This window comes from Winogradskyella pelagia, from assembly GCF_017581965.1.
In the GTDB taxonomy this organism is placed as follows: Bacteria; Bacteroidota; Bacteroidia; order Flavobacteriales; family Flavobacteriaceae; genus Winogradskyella; species Winogradskyella pelagia.
Genome location: NZ_JAGEVF010000004.1, coordinates 22,602 through 38,358 on the forward strand (window position 1 = coordinate 22,602; position 15,757 = coordinate 38,358).

Here is a 15,757-nt window from a genome sequence, read left to right on the forward strand (position 1 = left end):
TTATTACACTACCCTATGCTTGGGTACTCTGAAAAGCAATACGATTCCTAGTAAAAAAAACAGAACCAAGAACAAAATAGAATTACGCATACTACCTGTAATTTGGTCTATAAAACCATAAATAAGCATTCCAATAACAATTCCTATTTTTTCAGCGACATCATAGAAACTGAAAAAAGAGGTTGTGTCCTCAGTCTCTGGTAAAAACTTTGAATACGTGGAACGCGCTAAGGATTGTATACCTCCCATAACCAAACCAACCAGACCTGCTGCAATATAAAACTGAACAGGACTTTGCATAAAATAGGCGTAAACGCACAAAGACATCCAAATGAAATTTGTAACAATTAAAGCTTTGATATTGCCATATTTAGAAGACGCTCTCGATGTTAAAATAGCACCTACAATAGCTACAATCTGAATTACTAAAATACTTACAATAAGCCCTGTGGTTTTAGCCTCATCACTTCCCCAATCAATCTCTTCTTCGCCAAAATAAACAGCTACTAGCATAATTGTCTGTACTGCCATACTAAAAACAAAAAAGGCGTACAAATATCGTTTTAGCCTTAGGTCTAGTTTTAATTGTCCCCAAACGCCTTTAAGTTCTTTTAGACCATTAAACAGAACTTCTTTAGTCACCTTGTGACCAGATGAAGTGCCCTTAGGCAATATCTTAAAACTATATTGACTAAATAAAGCCCACCAAATACCAACTGTTATAAAAGAATAGCGCATCATTTGCATCTTCTCAGCACCTTCGTCTTGACTCATCACCATCACTAAATTTATAACAAGAAGTAATACGCTCCCAATATAACCCATAGCAAAACCCTTGGCACTAATCTTATCTTGTTGTTCTTCAAAGGCTATATCCGGCAAGTAGGAATTATAGAAAACCAAACTTCCCCAATAACCAATAAGACCCATAAAATAAAACAGTAAGCTTAGGTGAATTCTATCTAGACTAAACCAATAAAGCCCAATACAACCTGCAGAGCCCAGATAGCAAAAAAACTTCATGAAATTCTTTTTGTTACCAACATAGTCCGCTATACCAGAAAGTATCGGTGATAATACGGCGACAACCATAAAGGTAAAAGCTGTGACAAATGTGATTAAGGCTGTACTTTTAAACTCATAACCAAATGCCACTACTTTTTTTATTTCAGTCAAAAATAAAGCTGAATAAAAAATAGGAAAAATAGAAGATGCGATTGTTAGTGTGTAAACGGAGTTCGCCCAATCATAAAAGGCCCAAGCATTTAATAGCTTGGCACTTCCTTTTTTAACGTCATTCATATAATTAAATAAAAAAAGCTGCTCTAATAGAACAGCTTCTAAAGTAATCAATATTTATGAGTCTTAATTAATGGGCCTAAAAGAAGTTATTCCAAATTTTTTAGCTTCTTCTTTTGCCTTTGGCGATAGTGCCTGTAAATTTTGAATTCTACTATCATTACTAGGGTGAGTACTCAAAAATTCTGGTGGTGCTTGCCCTCCACTATTGGCCTTCATACGCTTCCATAATTCCGAAGCTTCATCTGGATTATAACCCGCAACAGCCATAAGATATAAGCCTATTTTATCAGCCTCGGTTTCATGGCTTCTACTAAATGGTAACATGCCGGCCACATTAGAAGCAACACCATAGGACTGATTAAAAATATCTAAAGCTTGCTGGTCATCTGATAGGGCAACATTTCCTGCTACAGCTAGTCCTTGCTGTATGTAAGCGGCGCTCATGCGCTGCTGTCCGTGATTTGCAAGCGCATGTGCTACTTCATGCCCCATAATTGCAGCAACTCCTGTTTCATTTTGGGCAATTGGCAAAATTCCTGTATAAAATGCAATTTTTCCTCCAGGCATACACCATGCATTAACTTGCTCAGATTCTATGAGTTTATATTCCCATTTGTAATCATCTAAATACCCTTGGTAGCCGTTGGCATTTAGCCAGCGCTCTGCAGCGATAGCTATACGTTGACCAACACGAGTAATCATCTCAGCATCTTTAGTGCCTGTAACGACTTTATTCTCGCTAAGAACTTGATTATATTGAGCAAATGCTGCTGGAAAAAGTTGGTCATTAGATACAAACGCCATTGTGCTCTTACCTGTAAATGGGTTGGTAGCACAAGACAATATCGATAACAAAACAGCTAAGAAAAGTATGGTCTTTTTTATCATCATAATTAATGTTTTTGGTATATGAATTAAAATTACAAAAATCCAATCATTATTAAGACCCTATTTTAAACAGAAGTCACATTAAATAATCCTTAATCATCTATTTACTAATTACATGTAATTCTGAGAAATTCTTATCCACAATAAAGGTAAGGGTCCCATTAATTTTTAGAGTATCTAGAGATACTTTTTCATTATCTAATTGAATCTCACCAATTTCAAAAGGTAGCCCGTGAATTTTTATTTTAAAAGTATCATACGGAGTAATAAACTTACCCTCTTTATGCTGATTAATAATTAATTCGTTAGTACGGCCGGTTAAATTAAAGGTTCTAAGACTGTAACGCCCTTTGGTATAATCATAGCCATCATTTGCATCGCTATACAGCTCACTTTTTTCCTTGCCTTTTTTATAATAAACATCTAAAGTAATTTCTGTAATTTCCTTTTCACCAACATATTGCTGAATTGGATATTTCGGGATAACGGCTCCTTCTTTTACAAATATTGGCATGCTATCTATGTCCGCATCAACCCACATTTCCTTGCCTCCCTTTACAACCTCATCTGTCCAAAAATTATACCAGTTGCCTTTTGGCACATACATACGACGTCCTTTTGCATTTGGCTCTTGTACCGGACAAACCAAAATTTGCTCTCCAAATACAAATTCATCGGTTCTGTAATGTGTTTGCACATCTTCTTGATCATAAAGGACGAGTGACTTTAAAAGTGGTGTCCCATGGTCTGTATAGTTCCAAAATGCTGTATACAAGTAAGGTAATAGTTGGTAGCGAATCTCAATAAACTTTCTTACTATATCTGTTACATCTTCATCAAAAGCCCAAGGTTCTTGGTCGCCATGATCACCAGAAGAATGCACCCTAAAGAATGGATGGAATGCACCAAGTTGAACCCATCTTGTAAACAATTCACCAGATGGCTGCTCCGCAAATCCCCCAATATCACTTCCAACGAAACCAAATCCAGACATGGCCATTCGTTGTGCCTGAATATTGGCTATCCATAGATGCTCCCAAGTTGCAACGTTATCTCCGGTCCAAGAAGAGGTGTAGCGCTGCGTCCCGGAGTAGGCCGCTCTTGTAATAACAAATGGTCGCTTTGGATAACTATATTTTTTTAATCCTTGATATGTAGCTCTAGCCATCTGCATCCCATAAACATTATGGGCTTTTCTATGACTACATGGATTACCATCGTAATCGTGCCTTACGTCATCTGGAAACGTTTTATTGGGCACTTCCATAACAGCAGGCTCGTTCATATCATTCCAGACACCTTTAATGCCTATATCTTCAATTAATTCTTTAAACAAGCCAGACCACCATTCTCTAACGTCAGGATTTGTAAAGTCTGGAAAATAACATTCTCCTGGCCATACTTTACCCTTCATATAAGCCCCATCTGCACGTTTACAGAAGTAATCATTTTCTAAACCTTCTTTAAAAACAGAATATTCTTTATCAATTTTTATTCCTGGATCAATAATAGCAACTGTTTTAAACCCATCATCAGCTAATTCCTTAACCATGCGCTTTGGGTCTGGAAAATAGTCTTTGTTCCAAGTAAAGCACCTAAACCCTTCCATGTAATCAATATCTAAATAAATAGCATCACAGGGAATCTGCAGTTTTCTAAATGTAGAGGTAATTTCTTTAACCTTACTTTCTGGGTAATAGCTCCATTTACACTGATGAAATCCTAAAGCCCAAAGTGGTGGTAATTGATGCGGTTTACCGGTTAAATCGGTATAACTCTCTACAACATCATTCATTTGAGGCCCGTAAATGAAATAATAGTTCATTTCACCACCTTGTGCCCAAAAACTAGTTACGTTGCGTCTTTCGTGAGCAAAATCAAAGGAAGACATAAAGGTATTATCAAAAAAAATACCGTAAGCTTTGTTATGGTGTAACCCAGTGTAAAATGGAATCGTTTTATAAATAGGGTCGCTGTCCTTTCCGTAAGCATAAGAATCGGTTACCCAATTATTATAACGCTTACCCTTTAGGTTTGAGTGGTTAGGTTTATCTCCTAGGCCATAATAACTTTCGCCATCATTAGAGACCTTACTCATTTTTACAATATTGCCACCATATTTATAACTTTCTTCCCAATGGAAACCAATTTCATCTTGATTGATTAAAAAGTTATCTTTTACATCATAAATTGAAACTCTCAAACTCTCCTTAGAGATTTCACACCTTAATTTTGAAGTTGAAATCTCAAAGCAATCTGTCTTTTCTTCAATTTCTAATTTATTGTAACCAATACTAGCGTATTTTGTTATGGCATAAGAGAAGTCATTATCAAAATTACCAACGGTTGTATATCGAAATCTGAACACGCTGTCGCGAACTACAGTAAGCTCAAGTATAACATCATTACTTGTGGAGAAATAGAGTTTGTCTACATCTTTTTTAAAACCTATAATCTTTGAAGGAAATTGATTCCCTTTATTTTCTAATTCAGTATTTACTATCATAGCACGATTTTGTAAAATCGTGTAAAAAAACGGAAAAAATAGAACTTCTAAAAGCCTGGAATAGGGTATTTTCGATGAGTTACTAACTACAACGTTTTAGTGAATCGCAGCAAGTAGGCCTTGTTAAAAATTGAATTACATCCTTCAAAACATTATTTAGTATACTTTAAGGCAACCATACCCAGTGGTGGGATGTTAATTTCAACAGAGTAATCCCTAAATTGCCATGGCTCCTCTTTTGTAGATTGTATTTTGTTTTTATAGCTTCCACCCCCAAAATACTTCTTTAAATCGCTATTAAAGACTTCTTTTAATTTGCCGTCTCTAGGAGCACCCATGCGATAATTTTCCCTTGGTACAGGTGTCATATTACAAGCTATAATAATATCATCTTTTGTGTCTTTACCCTTGCGTATATAGACTAAAACAGAGTTTTCTGAATCATTATAATCAATCCACTCGAAACCTTCTCCTGAGAATTGCTTCTCATATAATGCAGGCTCTTTTTTGTAGAACGCATTTAAGTCCTTAATAAGAGTCTGAACACCTCTATGAGGTTCATATTGCAACAAATGCCAATCTAAACTTTGTTGAAAATTCCATTCTTCACTCTGTCCAAACTCTGACCCTTGAAACAAAAGATTAGTACCAGGATGCGTAAACATATAACTATATAATAATCTTAGATTAGCAAAGCGTTGCCACTCGTCACCAGGCATTCTTCCCAAAATGGAATGTTTTCCGTATACCACTTCATCATGGCTAAGCGGTAGCATAAAGTTTTCTGTAAACGCATAGGTCATAGAAAAGGTTAAATCATTTTGATGATGTTTGCGATATACGGGTTCTTTGGCAAAATACTGAAGTGTATCATGCATCCAGCCCATCATCCATTTCATTCCAAAACCTAACCCTCCAATAAAAGTAGGTTTTGATACCATAGGAAAGGATGTAGATTCCTCAGCAATGGTCTGAACGTCAGGAAAAGCGCTGTAAACCGCTTCATTCATTTCTCGCATAAAAGAAATAGCTTCCAAGTTTTCTCGACCACCAAACATATTAGGCTCCCATTCACCTTCTTCTCTACTGTAATCTAAAAATAACATTGAGGCCACGGCGTCAACACGCAAGCCATCTACATGATATTGGTCTAACCAAAATAAAGCATTACTTATGAGAAACGCCTTAACTTCATTACGTCCATAATTAAAAATTAAACTTTTCCAATCCGGATGGTACCCTTTTCGTCTATCTGGATGCTCATATAAATGAGAACCGTCAAAAAAACCAAGGCCATGCGCATCTTCTGGAAAATGTGAAGGCACCCAATCCAAAATTACACCAATACCATTTTCATGTAATTTATCGACAAGAAGTTTAAACTCATCTGGATAACCAAAGCGCGACGTTGGCGCAAAATATCCTGTAAGCTGATAACCCCAAGATGGGTCGTACGGATATTCCATTATAGGCATTAGCTCTACGTGCGTAAAATTCATCTCCTTAACATAACTAACCAGTTCTTTAGACAATTCCGCATAAGACAAAAATCGATTTTCTTCAATTTTTTTACGCCATGATCCTAAATGTACTTCGTAAACTGAAAACGGTGCGTCTAAAGCATTTTTTGCTTTACGTACTTTCATCCATTTAGAATCTTTCCATTTGTAATCGTCATCCCAAACTACTGAGGCAGTTTTTGGAGGATGTTCATTACGCCTAGCATAAGGATCAGCTTTCTCTGTCTTTATATCGTTATTGTGGCTTTGAATTTTATATTTATAAATGTTTCCTTTTCGCACACCAGGAATAAAACCTTCCCAAATACCACTTTCGTCCCAGCGCACATGAAGTTTATGATCGCCTTCTAGCCAAAAATTAAAATCACCAATAACAGATACCGATTTAGCACTGGGTGCCCAAACCGCAAAATATGTGCCTTCTACTCCATTAACCGAAGTAATGTGAGAGCCGAATTTTTCATAAAGTCGATAGTGTTTTCCAGATTTGAATAAATCAATATCAAATTCTGTAAATAAACTGTGTGCAATTACTTCTGCCATAAATTCTAGTGATTGATAATATTTGAAATTCCCTTTAACGGAATTACGGCCCATCTTGGACGTGAGTTTAATTCGTAACCCAATTCATAAACAGCCTTTTCAAGTAGGCAATATTTTAAAAGAAATACACGCTCTTGTTGATATCCTATATTAATATTTGCATTTTGAATCTCTACAACATAAGTCCCTAAGAATAAACCGATAAGGTACTGATAAAGAATCTCTCCTGCTTTAAAAAGTTGTTCTTGATCATAAACGTATTTCTCCAGATTATTAAAGATTGTAGCGTAAATCGCATAATGAAAGGAGCGAAACAATCCTGCCACATCCTTTAATGGTGGCTGTTTCACTTTTCTGTCTCTAATAGTGCTTTCTGGTTCACCTTCAAAATCCAAAATGAAAAAATCATCTTCTTTAACAAGGATTTGACCAAGATGATAATCGCCATGAACTCTTAGGCGTTCTCCTTTAAGCTTGGTCCAATTGAAATTTACAAAACGCTTTCTTATATCATTTTTCTTTTCGAGAAACTCTTGGGCCAATTCTAAAGCTAAACCCTCAAGTTTATGTAAGTTATTCTCAACAGAATTCAGTCGATTTTGAAATTGATATAATAATCTATTCTTCAGCCAAACCGTATAATCTCCATTAAACCGCGTTGGTGTAAACGCCGTGTCCTCAAACTCTGAACCTAAAGCAATGTGCATCTCAGCCGTTCGCTGCGCTAATTTTTGGATTTTACTGAAAATATTGAGACCTGCCCAATCTATAATTTGAGGTGGTATATCTCTTATACCTAGTCTAACAAATTGCTCGGTCTGAGGTAATTTGTCTATATCGATTTTCTTGTATTCTAAATTACTGAAAACTTTATGCAGCTCCTTAAGCATGTAATCCCAAGCATCACCATCGTTTGGTACCATCTCCTGCATTAGAGCAATAGTAATATTTACATTTTCGTGATCTTTAATTTGCACACTGCCCAAATATGCTGGCGTATTTTTAAAGTCTTTTGTCTCAGATAAAAAACGGCTCATCTCATAATCTGGATTTCTATCTGCATAAATGCGCCTAAAAAACTTTAAAACATATTTCTCGTTATAGACTATAGAGGTGTTACTCTGTTCCATGCCCATAAACCTAGAAGATTCATACTCACAGTCTATAAAGGATGGGCTTTTTTGATATTGAACACGAGTCTTATCTTTGGGTAAAGCGGTTAGGATGCGCTCAAACACGACCTTTCTAAAAGCTTCTAAATTTATGGCATCAATTATATAACCCTCTTGGTTTTGGATGCTGATCGGTAAAATACGATCATCTTGAGCAAAACTTTCGTCCGAAACAAAAGCAATAGGTATAAAATAATGTTGGTAAAAGGCCTCGGTAAAATTGACTTCTAAAATTAAGCCATAATATACCTCTTCATTTTTTTGAATTCTGAAATATTCTGCTAGCTCAATATACTTTAGCTTACTCGACTTACCACCGTACCAGCGCTGCTTAACAATGTATTCTTCTAATACATCAGATAAAAATATCTTCACGAAATCTTTATTCTCCATTAATTCTTCCCAGCGCACGTCAAAATTATAAGGCACATGAAAAGTAGTGGCAGAAGATTTCTTTTTAGCCATATCTTACTTATTTATTTTAAATATATGAAATGGCAAAGTAGGATGCAACTCAATAAAATTCCATTCGCTATGCCAATTGTAATTGCTGCCGGTAATTAAATCCATTACATTAATTTGATGTCCAGGATCAATACCTAAATCTGACAAAGGTATTTGAACTGTGCCTTGTTGTGAGTAATGATGTTCTAAACTAACAATGATTAAAAGCTCGTCAGACCTATCGTCATTCCATTTATAATACGCCATCAAATTATCATTTTCAACATGGCAAAATTTTATGTTATTTGTTTGCTGCAGTGCCTCGTGCTGGTGACGGATCTGATTGATTCTAGAAATAATGGTTGTTAATTTATTCTGCTTGAACCAATTATAGTGCTTTACCTCAAATTTTTCTGACATGAAGTACTCTTCTTTTCCAGGAATCGCTTCATCAATCATTTGTTCAAACACAGGGCCATAAATACCTATGTTAGAGCTTAGTGTGGCTGCCAAAACATAACGTTGTAAATATTTAGACTCGTTAGCTCCTTGCAAGTGATACGGATTAATGTCTGGTGTATTTGGCCAAAAATTTGGACGCATATATTCGCGTTGTTCCGTTTGTGTTAACTCAGTGAGATATTCCATTAATTCATGCTTAGAGTTTCTCCAAGTAAAATAGGTGTAAGACTGAGTATAGCCACGTTTTGCCAATTGTTGCATAACCTTTGGCTTTGTAAATGCTTCAGCCAAGAAAATAACATCTGGATGTTTTTGCTTTACTTCTGCTATTATCCATTCCCAGAAATAATATGGCTTAGTGTGTGGATTATCTACTCTAAAAATGGTTATACCGCAGTCTATCCAATATAATAAAGTATCTAAACATTCATTCCATAAGTTTTTGTAATCCTTAGATTCCCAGTAAATAGGTAAGATGTCTTGATACTTTTTTGGTGGGTTCTCGGCATATTGCACAGTTCCGTCTGGTCGCCATTTAAACCATTCTGGATGCTCTTTTACCCATGGATGATCTGGCGCTGCTTGTAAAGCGTAGTCCATAGCAATTTCAATACCTTGCTCTTTAGCTGTTTTAACAAGCGATTTAAAATCTTTGATGGTACCCAGTTTTGGATGTATGTCTTTATGCCCTCCCTCTGGTGATCCTATTCCCCAAGCTGAGCCAACATCATCAGATTGAGCTTTTGTAGTGTTATTTCTCCCCTTTCTATTGACATAGCCTATAGGATGTACAGGCGGAAAATACAGCGTATCAAAACCCATTTCGGCAATTCTTGGCAACAGACGCTCACAATCTTTAAACGTTCCGTGCTGGCCTTCAATTTCCGAAGCCGATCGTGGGAAAAACTCATACCACGTACTAAACCTAGCTTTCTTTCTGTCTACATAAACCTGTAGTTCTTTTGATTCATTCGCTAAGTGCTTTTCAGGATATTTCACAAAAATATCGTAAAGCTCGCTGCTCTTAGCTTCTTTAATCGCCAAATCATACTTTGCCTCGTCTTTAAAACTGGCTATACAATATTCTAAATAATCTTGCTCTTCTTTCGTAACTTTTTTAATAAGCGGTTTTAATAGGCTTATGCCTTCAAGCAGTTCCGATTTTACATGCTGCCCATCATCGATTTTCCGCTCTATACCATGTTGCCAGTTAAGTCCATAATCTACCCAACCTTGTACTTTATAACTATAAAAACCCTGTTTTTCTACATGAAAAGAAGATTTCCACTCATCATTTACTACCAAATGCATTCTGGCCTCACTCCATTTACGCTCCTTTTCATGCTTGTACAAAACCGAAGCTGATATCACATCATGACCATCAACAAGAACATGTGCATCGATATTTATAATTTCACCTACTACTCGCTTAATAAAAAAATCGCCACCGTTAATCTGAGGAGATACATAATCGATGACAACACGCTTTTGGTTTTGCATTTCTATAACAAATTTGCTATTACGACTTCGAAATTAATAAAAAAGGCATATAAAACGAGGTATAGATTTCATTATTCTTAAACAATGATAAACTACAACGTTTGAAATAAATATTATGTTGAAAAGAAGTTTAAATGACTGTTCCTTTTGGAATTACCGCTCCCTTTTTTACAACTACAATACCATCTTTGATAAAATAGGTGTCAGTTTCGGCGTCTTTTAAATGCTTGCCTCCATTAATCCTAACATCGTCACCAATTCTGCAATTCTTATCTATTATGGCATTTTTAATGAAACAACGTTCACCTATTCCCGTTAATATATTAATGTGCTTAGATTCTATTTCTTCAAGCGACTCATATACGTCAGAACCCATCATATACGTATTAATGATGGTTGTTTCCTTACCAATACGAGAACGTATTCCAATAACAGACTTTTCGATCATAGCTGCTTGGATAATACAACCCTCTGCGATAACGGCCTTATTTAAAGTGGTACCAGATATTTTAGACGTTGGCAAAATACGCGCATGGGTAAATACCCTTTGATTCATGTCGTAAAGGTTGAACTTAGGAATATCATCAGTTAAGCCTATATTGGCTTCAAAAAAGCTGTCTATATTACCAATATCTGTCCAATATCCTTCAAAAGGAAAAGAAATAGTTTTAAGTTTTCCTATAGATTGAGGGATAATCTCTTTACCAAAATCTACAGTCGTTTTATCATTCATTAATTCTATCAATAACTCTCTATTAAAAATGTAAATACCTGTAGAGCCAAGATATTCTCTGCCTTGGGACCGCATCTCGTCGCTTACATCTGACTTCCAGTCCTTTAATAAGTCTGAAGAGGGCTTCTCAATAAATGAAGTAATATTATTGTCCTTGTCAGTTTTTAATATTCCAAATGAGGTGGCATCTTTTGCATTGACCGGATAGGTGCCCACAGAAATATCTGCACCAGCCTCCACGTGGGCATTGATCATATCATTATAATCCATTTGATACAACTGATCACCAGATAAAATAAGCGCGTATTCAAAATCGTGCTGTAAAAAATGATGCATACTTTGCCTAACAGCATCAGCGGTTCCCTGAAACCAATCACCGCTATGAATGGTTTGTTCTGCAGCTAAAACATCTACAAAAGCAGAACTAAAAAAACTAAAGTGATATGTGTTTTTAATATGTTGATTTAGCGATGCCGAATTAAACTGAGTTAATACATACATGCGCTTAATTTCTGAATTGATACAATTAGAAATAGGTATATCTACTAGTCGATATTTCCCTGCTATTGGAACAGCAGGTTTAGATCTTGTTTCTGTCAGTGGATATAGACGCGAGCCTTGCCCGCCTCCTAAAATGATGCTAAGTACTTTTTGGTTATACATTAGAGTCAATTAAAGATTTATAAAGTGATTTTGTTTGTTTTGCTATGGCTTTCCAATCAAAATGATTTTCTACCCGTTTTCTTCCCGCCTTGGCCATTGTGCTTTGAAGTGCCTTATCGGCAACGATTGTATTAATTCCATCTGCTAAGTCTCTCGAAAATTTATCTGGATCAACAGGCTCAAATGGTGCTTCGGCTTGCTGTTCTACAGAAACCAAAATGCCTGTTTCACCTGGGACAACAACTTCTTTGATGCCTCCCACAGCACTTGCTACAACGGCAGTTTTACATGCCATAGCCTCTATGTTGATAATTCCAAAAGGTTCATAGATAGACGGACAACAAAACACATTAGCATGAGAATACAATTGAATGACATCCTTTTTTTCTAACATTTTGTCAATCCAAAAAATATTGCTTCTTTGTTTTGAAGCTTCAGCTACCGCATCTTTCATTTCCTTTGCTATTTCTTCAGTGTCGGGAGCACCTGCACACAAAACAACTTGGGTATCTCTATCAATATATTTTATAGCATTTACTAAATGTACAATTCCTTTTTGACGTGTTATGCGACCTACAAATAGCACAAATGGTTTTGACTTGTCAATACCATATTCATCCAAAACATAGGTGTCGCTAGTTACTGAATATTCCTTCAGGTCTATGCCATTATATATTACGTCTATTTTATCCTCTTTTACATTGAAGTGCTTCAGGACATCAGTTTTAGTCTCTTGGGACACTGCTATAATACCATCTGCCATTTCAATAGCTGTCTTTTCAATCCAGGACGATGCATCATAGCCTCTACCTAATTGCTCCCTTTTCCACGGGCGCAGCGGCTCAAGAGAATGCGTTGTAACTACTAAAGGTATGCCATAGCACAGTTTAGATAATATTCCGGCAAAATGAGAATACCAAGTATGACAATGAATAACATCTGCATCGGTTGGTTCAAGGTTCATATCTAAACCCACCTTTAAGGTTTTAAAAAGCATTTTTAATTTGTCATCAGCATTTTCAAAATTAGTATCATGCCAGGAATAGCCTTTTATATTAAGGTTTTCTTTTGAAATATCTTGGTCTCCAAAGGCTCGGACATCAACCTTCATGATTTCGGAAAGTTCCTTTGCCAAATATTCCACATGCACTCCCGCACCTCCGTATACATAAGGCGGAAATTCCCTAGTTAAAAAAAGTACTTTCATCCTTTAAATTTGTGTAAGTGATATCGAGTTATAACGACTTATATCAATGTAAACATAGACAATAAAGATACGCTAAATTCGGAAGAAAAACCTTTAATTTTAGGTTAAAGGATTATTATTAATGAAAATTGAAAATTACCTTTATAAAAATTTAAAAAATGAAAAAGACACTCGGTTTAATTACCATATTGCTTGGGTTTAGTTGCCAAAGCTCTGCACAAAAAGCAGATAAAACAAAAGATTTTGCTGTTGACAAAACAGAAAAAGAATGGAAAGCAGAACTAACTCCAGAACAGTATTACGTTTTGCGCAAAGAGGGAACAGAACGTGCCTTTTCAAGCCCTTTAAATAAAAACTATAACCCAGGTGTTTATCACTGCGCTGCTTGTGACACGCCCTTATTCAGAAGCGAACATAAATTCGATTCTGGATCAGGATGGCCAAGTTTTGATAGAGAAATTGAAGGCAATGTTGCTTTCTCTACAGATTATAAAATTGGTTATGCAAGAACCGAGGAGCACTGCGCAACTTGCGGAGGGCATTTAGGTCACATGTTCAATGATGGACCCAGAAAAACAACTGGTAAGCGCCATTGTATTAATGGCGTAGCTCTTAAGTTTGTGCCTGCTAAATAGACTTTAGCCGTTAGAAAAAATATCTTTTTCTAATAAATCTTAACTTAGAGCAAAAGCTAAATACCATATTATGGATAGTTATCTATCAAGCTCTATTAAACAATTTAATTACTATAAAAGTTTAGGAGAAAAAACCATCGGTCAATTAACCTTTAATGAGTTGACCAAAGAATTTTCGCCAAGCTCAAATTCTGTTAGTGTTATTGTAAAGCACTTGGCTGGAAATATGTTAAGTCGTTGGACTAGCTTTCTACAAGAGGATGGCGAAAAAAATTGGCGTGAGCGGGATAATGAATTCGTAGATACCTACACTTCAAAAAAAGAACTACTTAAGCAATGGGATAAAGGCTGGAATTGTCTTTTTCATGCTCTAAAAGAACTTGCTGAATCAGACTTAGACCGTATTGTGTTTATTAGACATCAAGGCCATACAGTCACCGAGGCTATAAATAGGCAAATGATGCACTACGCCTATCACATTGGGCAAATTGTACTTATTGGAAAATTGGTAAAGGGTCGAGATTGGCGTCCACTTTCAATTCCTAAGGGGAAATCCAAAGCATACAACATGGATAGGTTTAGTAAAGACAAAGAAAACAGGCACTTTACTGATGAAGTTTAATTTACAGATAATATTTTTAATAAATTCTTTTAAGCTGGCCTAAATGGCATACATTAAAGTTACGGCCGCATAGACAATAATGTTTAGAATTTATTATTTTTGTGGCTCAATTTTCAACAAAAAACACCCTTATGAGCAAATATGATATTATAGTTTTAGGAAGTGGCCCAGGAGGTTATGTAACTGCTATTAGAGCCTCTCAATTAGGATTTAAAACTGCCGTTGTAGAGAAAGAGAGTCTTGGTGGTGTGTGCTTAAACTGGGGTTGTATCCCTACTAAGGCACTTCTTAAATCAGCTCAAGTTTTTGAATATTTAAAACACGTAGAGGACTACGGGCTAACGGTAAAAGATGCAAAACATGATTTTGACGCCGTTGTAAAACGTAGTCGCGGCGTTGCTGATGGCATGAGCAATGGTGTGAAGTTCTTAATGAAGAAGAATAAGATAGACGTCATTGAAGGCTTTGGTAAACTAAAGCCTGGTAAAAAGGTTGAAGTAGAAGGAAAAGAATACAGCGCAGACCATATCGTCATTGCCACTGGCGCACGCTCTAGGGAACTGCCTAGCCTACCACAAGATGGCGAAAAAGTGATTGGTTACAGAAAAGCCATGACCTTAGAGAAGCAACCTAAAAAAATGATAGTTGTAGGTTCTGGAGCCATTGGTGTTGAATTTGCCTATTTCTACAATTCAATGGGTACTGAGGTAACCATTGTAGAATACATGCCAAAAATAGTTCCTGTTGAAGATGACGAGGTTTCAAAACAATTAGAACGGAGCTTTAAAAAGTCTGGAATAAAAATAATGACCTCTGCTGAAGTTACTTCTGTAAATACCTCAGGAAAAGGTGTGAAGGCTACAGTAAAAACTAAAAAGGGAGAAGAAACTCTAGAAGCTGATATCGTATTATCTGCAGTAGGCATTAAATCTAATATTGAAAATATTGGACTAGAAGATGTTGGTATTGCAGTTGATAGGGATAAGATCTTGGTTAACGACTATTACCAAACCAATATTCCTGGCTATTATGCCATTGGAGATGTAACACCAGGTCAGGCCTTAGCACACGTAGCATCGGCAGAGGGTATTCTATGTGTTGAAAAAATTGCTGGGCAACACGTCGATGCTTTAGACTACGGTAACGTGCCGGGTTGCACGTATTGTTCACCTGAAATAGCTAGTGTAGGTTTAACTGAAGCCCAAGCCAAAGAACAAGGTTTTGACATTAAAGTTGGAAAATTCCCCTTCTCTGCATCTGGTAAAGCAAGTGCTGGTGGAAATAAAGAAGGCTTTGTAAAAGTTATTTTTGATGCCCAATATGGTGAGTGGCTAGGCTGTCATATGATTGGTGCTGGTGTGACGGACATGATTGCCGAAGCAGTACTAGGCAGAAAATTGGAAACTACAGGTCATGAAGTTTTAAAAGCGGTTCATCCTCACCCAACTATGAGCGAAGCGGTTATGGAAGCTGTTGCTGATGCTTATGATGAGGTCATCCACCTTTAAAAGGATAAGACATCATATTATTTTAAAAGGACAAAGCTTATTAAAATTTTGT

11 protein-coding genes are annotated in these 15,757 nt (G+C 36.3%); 3 read left to right on the top strand and 8 right to left on the bottom strand.

Going from position 1 to position 15,757, the window contains the following annotated elements; translation table 11 throughout:
- Positions 1 to 3: 3 nt before the first annotated feature.
- The 8 genes from J4050_RS06175 to glgA form a co-directional block, all read right to left on the bottom strand.
- Positions 4 to 1,302 (bottom strand): MFS transporter, encoded by a 1,299-nt coding sequence (locus J4050_RS06175; protein ID WP_208153891.1) that lies wholly within the window; start codon positions 1,300 to 1,302, stop codon positions 4 to 6.
- Positions 1,303 to 1,365: 63 nt separating this feature from the next.
- Positions 1,366 to 2,193, bottom strand: a complete 828-nt coding sequence (locus J4050_RS06180; RefSeq protein ID WP_208153390.1) for a M48 family metallopeptidase — start codon at positions 2,191 to 2,193, stop codon at positions 1,366 to 1,368.
- Between the two features lie 97 nt (positions 2,194 to 2,290).
- Positions 2,291 to 4,696 (bottom strand): glycoside hydrolase family 31 protein, encoded by a 2,406-nt coding sequence (locus J4050_RS06185; RefSeq protein WP_208153393.1) that lies wholly within the window; start codon positions 4,694 to 4,696, stop codon positions 2,291 to 2,293.
- A 152-nt stretch (positions 4,697 to 4,848) separates the two neighbouring features.
- Positions 4,849 to 6,759: a 1,4-alpha-glucan branching protein GlgB gene (glgB, locus tag J4050_RS06190; RefSeq protein WP_208153395.1), complete on the bottom strand. Its 1,911-nt coding sequence runs from the start codon at positions 6,757 to 6,759 to the stop codon at positions 4,849 to 4,851.
- A gap of 5 nt (positions 6,760 to 6,764) precedes the next feature.
- On the bottom strand, positions 6,765 to 8,396 hold the full coding sequence (locus J4050_RS06195) for a maltokinase N-terminal cap-like domain-containing protein (RefSeq protein WP_208153397.1): 1,632 nt from the start codon (positions 8,394 to 8,396) through the stop codon (positions 6,765 to 6,767).
- Between the two features lie 3 nt (positions 8,397 to 8,399).
- Positions 8,400 to 10,337 (bottom strand): alpha-1,4-glucan--maltose-1-phosphate maltosyltransferase, encoded by a 1,938-nt coding sequence (locus tag J4050_RS06200; protein WP_208153399.1) that lies wholly within the window; start codon positions 10,335 to 10,337, stop codon positions 8,400 to 8,402.
- A gap of 130 nt (positions 10,338 to 10,467) precedes the next feature.
- Complete coding sequence (locus tag J4050_RS06205; protein WP_208153401.1) at positions 10,468 to 11,733, bottom strand: glucose-1-phosphate adenylyltransferase; 1,266 nt, start codon at positions 11,731 to 11,733, stop codon at positions 10,468 to 10,470.
- Positions 11,726 to 12,940, bottom strand: coding sequence for a glycogen synthase (gene glgA, locus J4050_RS06210; RefSeq protein ID WP_208153403.1), 1,215 nt, complete (start codon positions 12,938 to 12,940; stop codon positions 11,726 to 11,728). The genes J4050_RS06205 and glgA overlap by 8 nt, the downstream gene beginning before the upstream one ends.
- A gap of 158 nt (positions 12,941 to 13,098) precedes the next feature.
- Between glgA and msrB the strand changes: the two genes are divergently transcribed.
- The 3 genes from msrB to lpdA all read left to right on the top strand — a co-directional run bounded on the left by msrB (position 13,099) and on the right by lpdA (position 15,705).
- On the top strand, positions 13,099 to 13,575 hold the full coding sequence (gene msrB, locus J4050_RS06215; protein WP_208153405.1) for a peptide-methionine (R)-S-oxide reductase MsrB: 477 nt from the start codon (positions 13,099 to 13,101) through the stop codon (positions 13,573 to 13,575).
- A gap of 70 nt (positions 13,576 to 13,645) precedes the next feature.
- Complete coding sequence (locus tag J4050_RS06220) at positions 13,646 to 14,197, top strand: DUF1572 family protein (protein ID WP_208153407.1); 552 nt, start codon at positions 13,646 to 13,648, stop codon at positions 14,195 to 14,197.
- Positions 14,198 to 14,328: 131 nt separating this feature from the next.
- Positions 14,329 to 15,705, top strand: a complete 1,377-nt coding sequence (gene lpdA, locus J4050_RS06225; protein WP_208153409.1) for a dihydrolipoyl dehydrogenase — start codon at positions 14,329 to 14,331, stop codon at positions 15,703 to 15,705.
- Positions 15,706 to 15,757 lie beyond the last annotated feature (52 nt).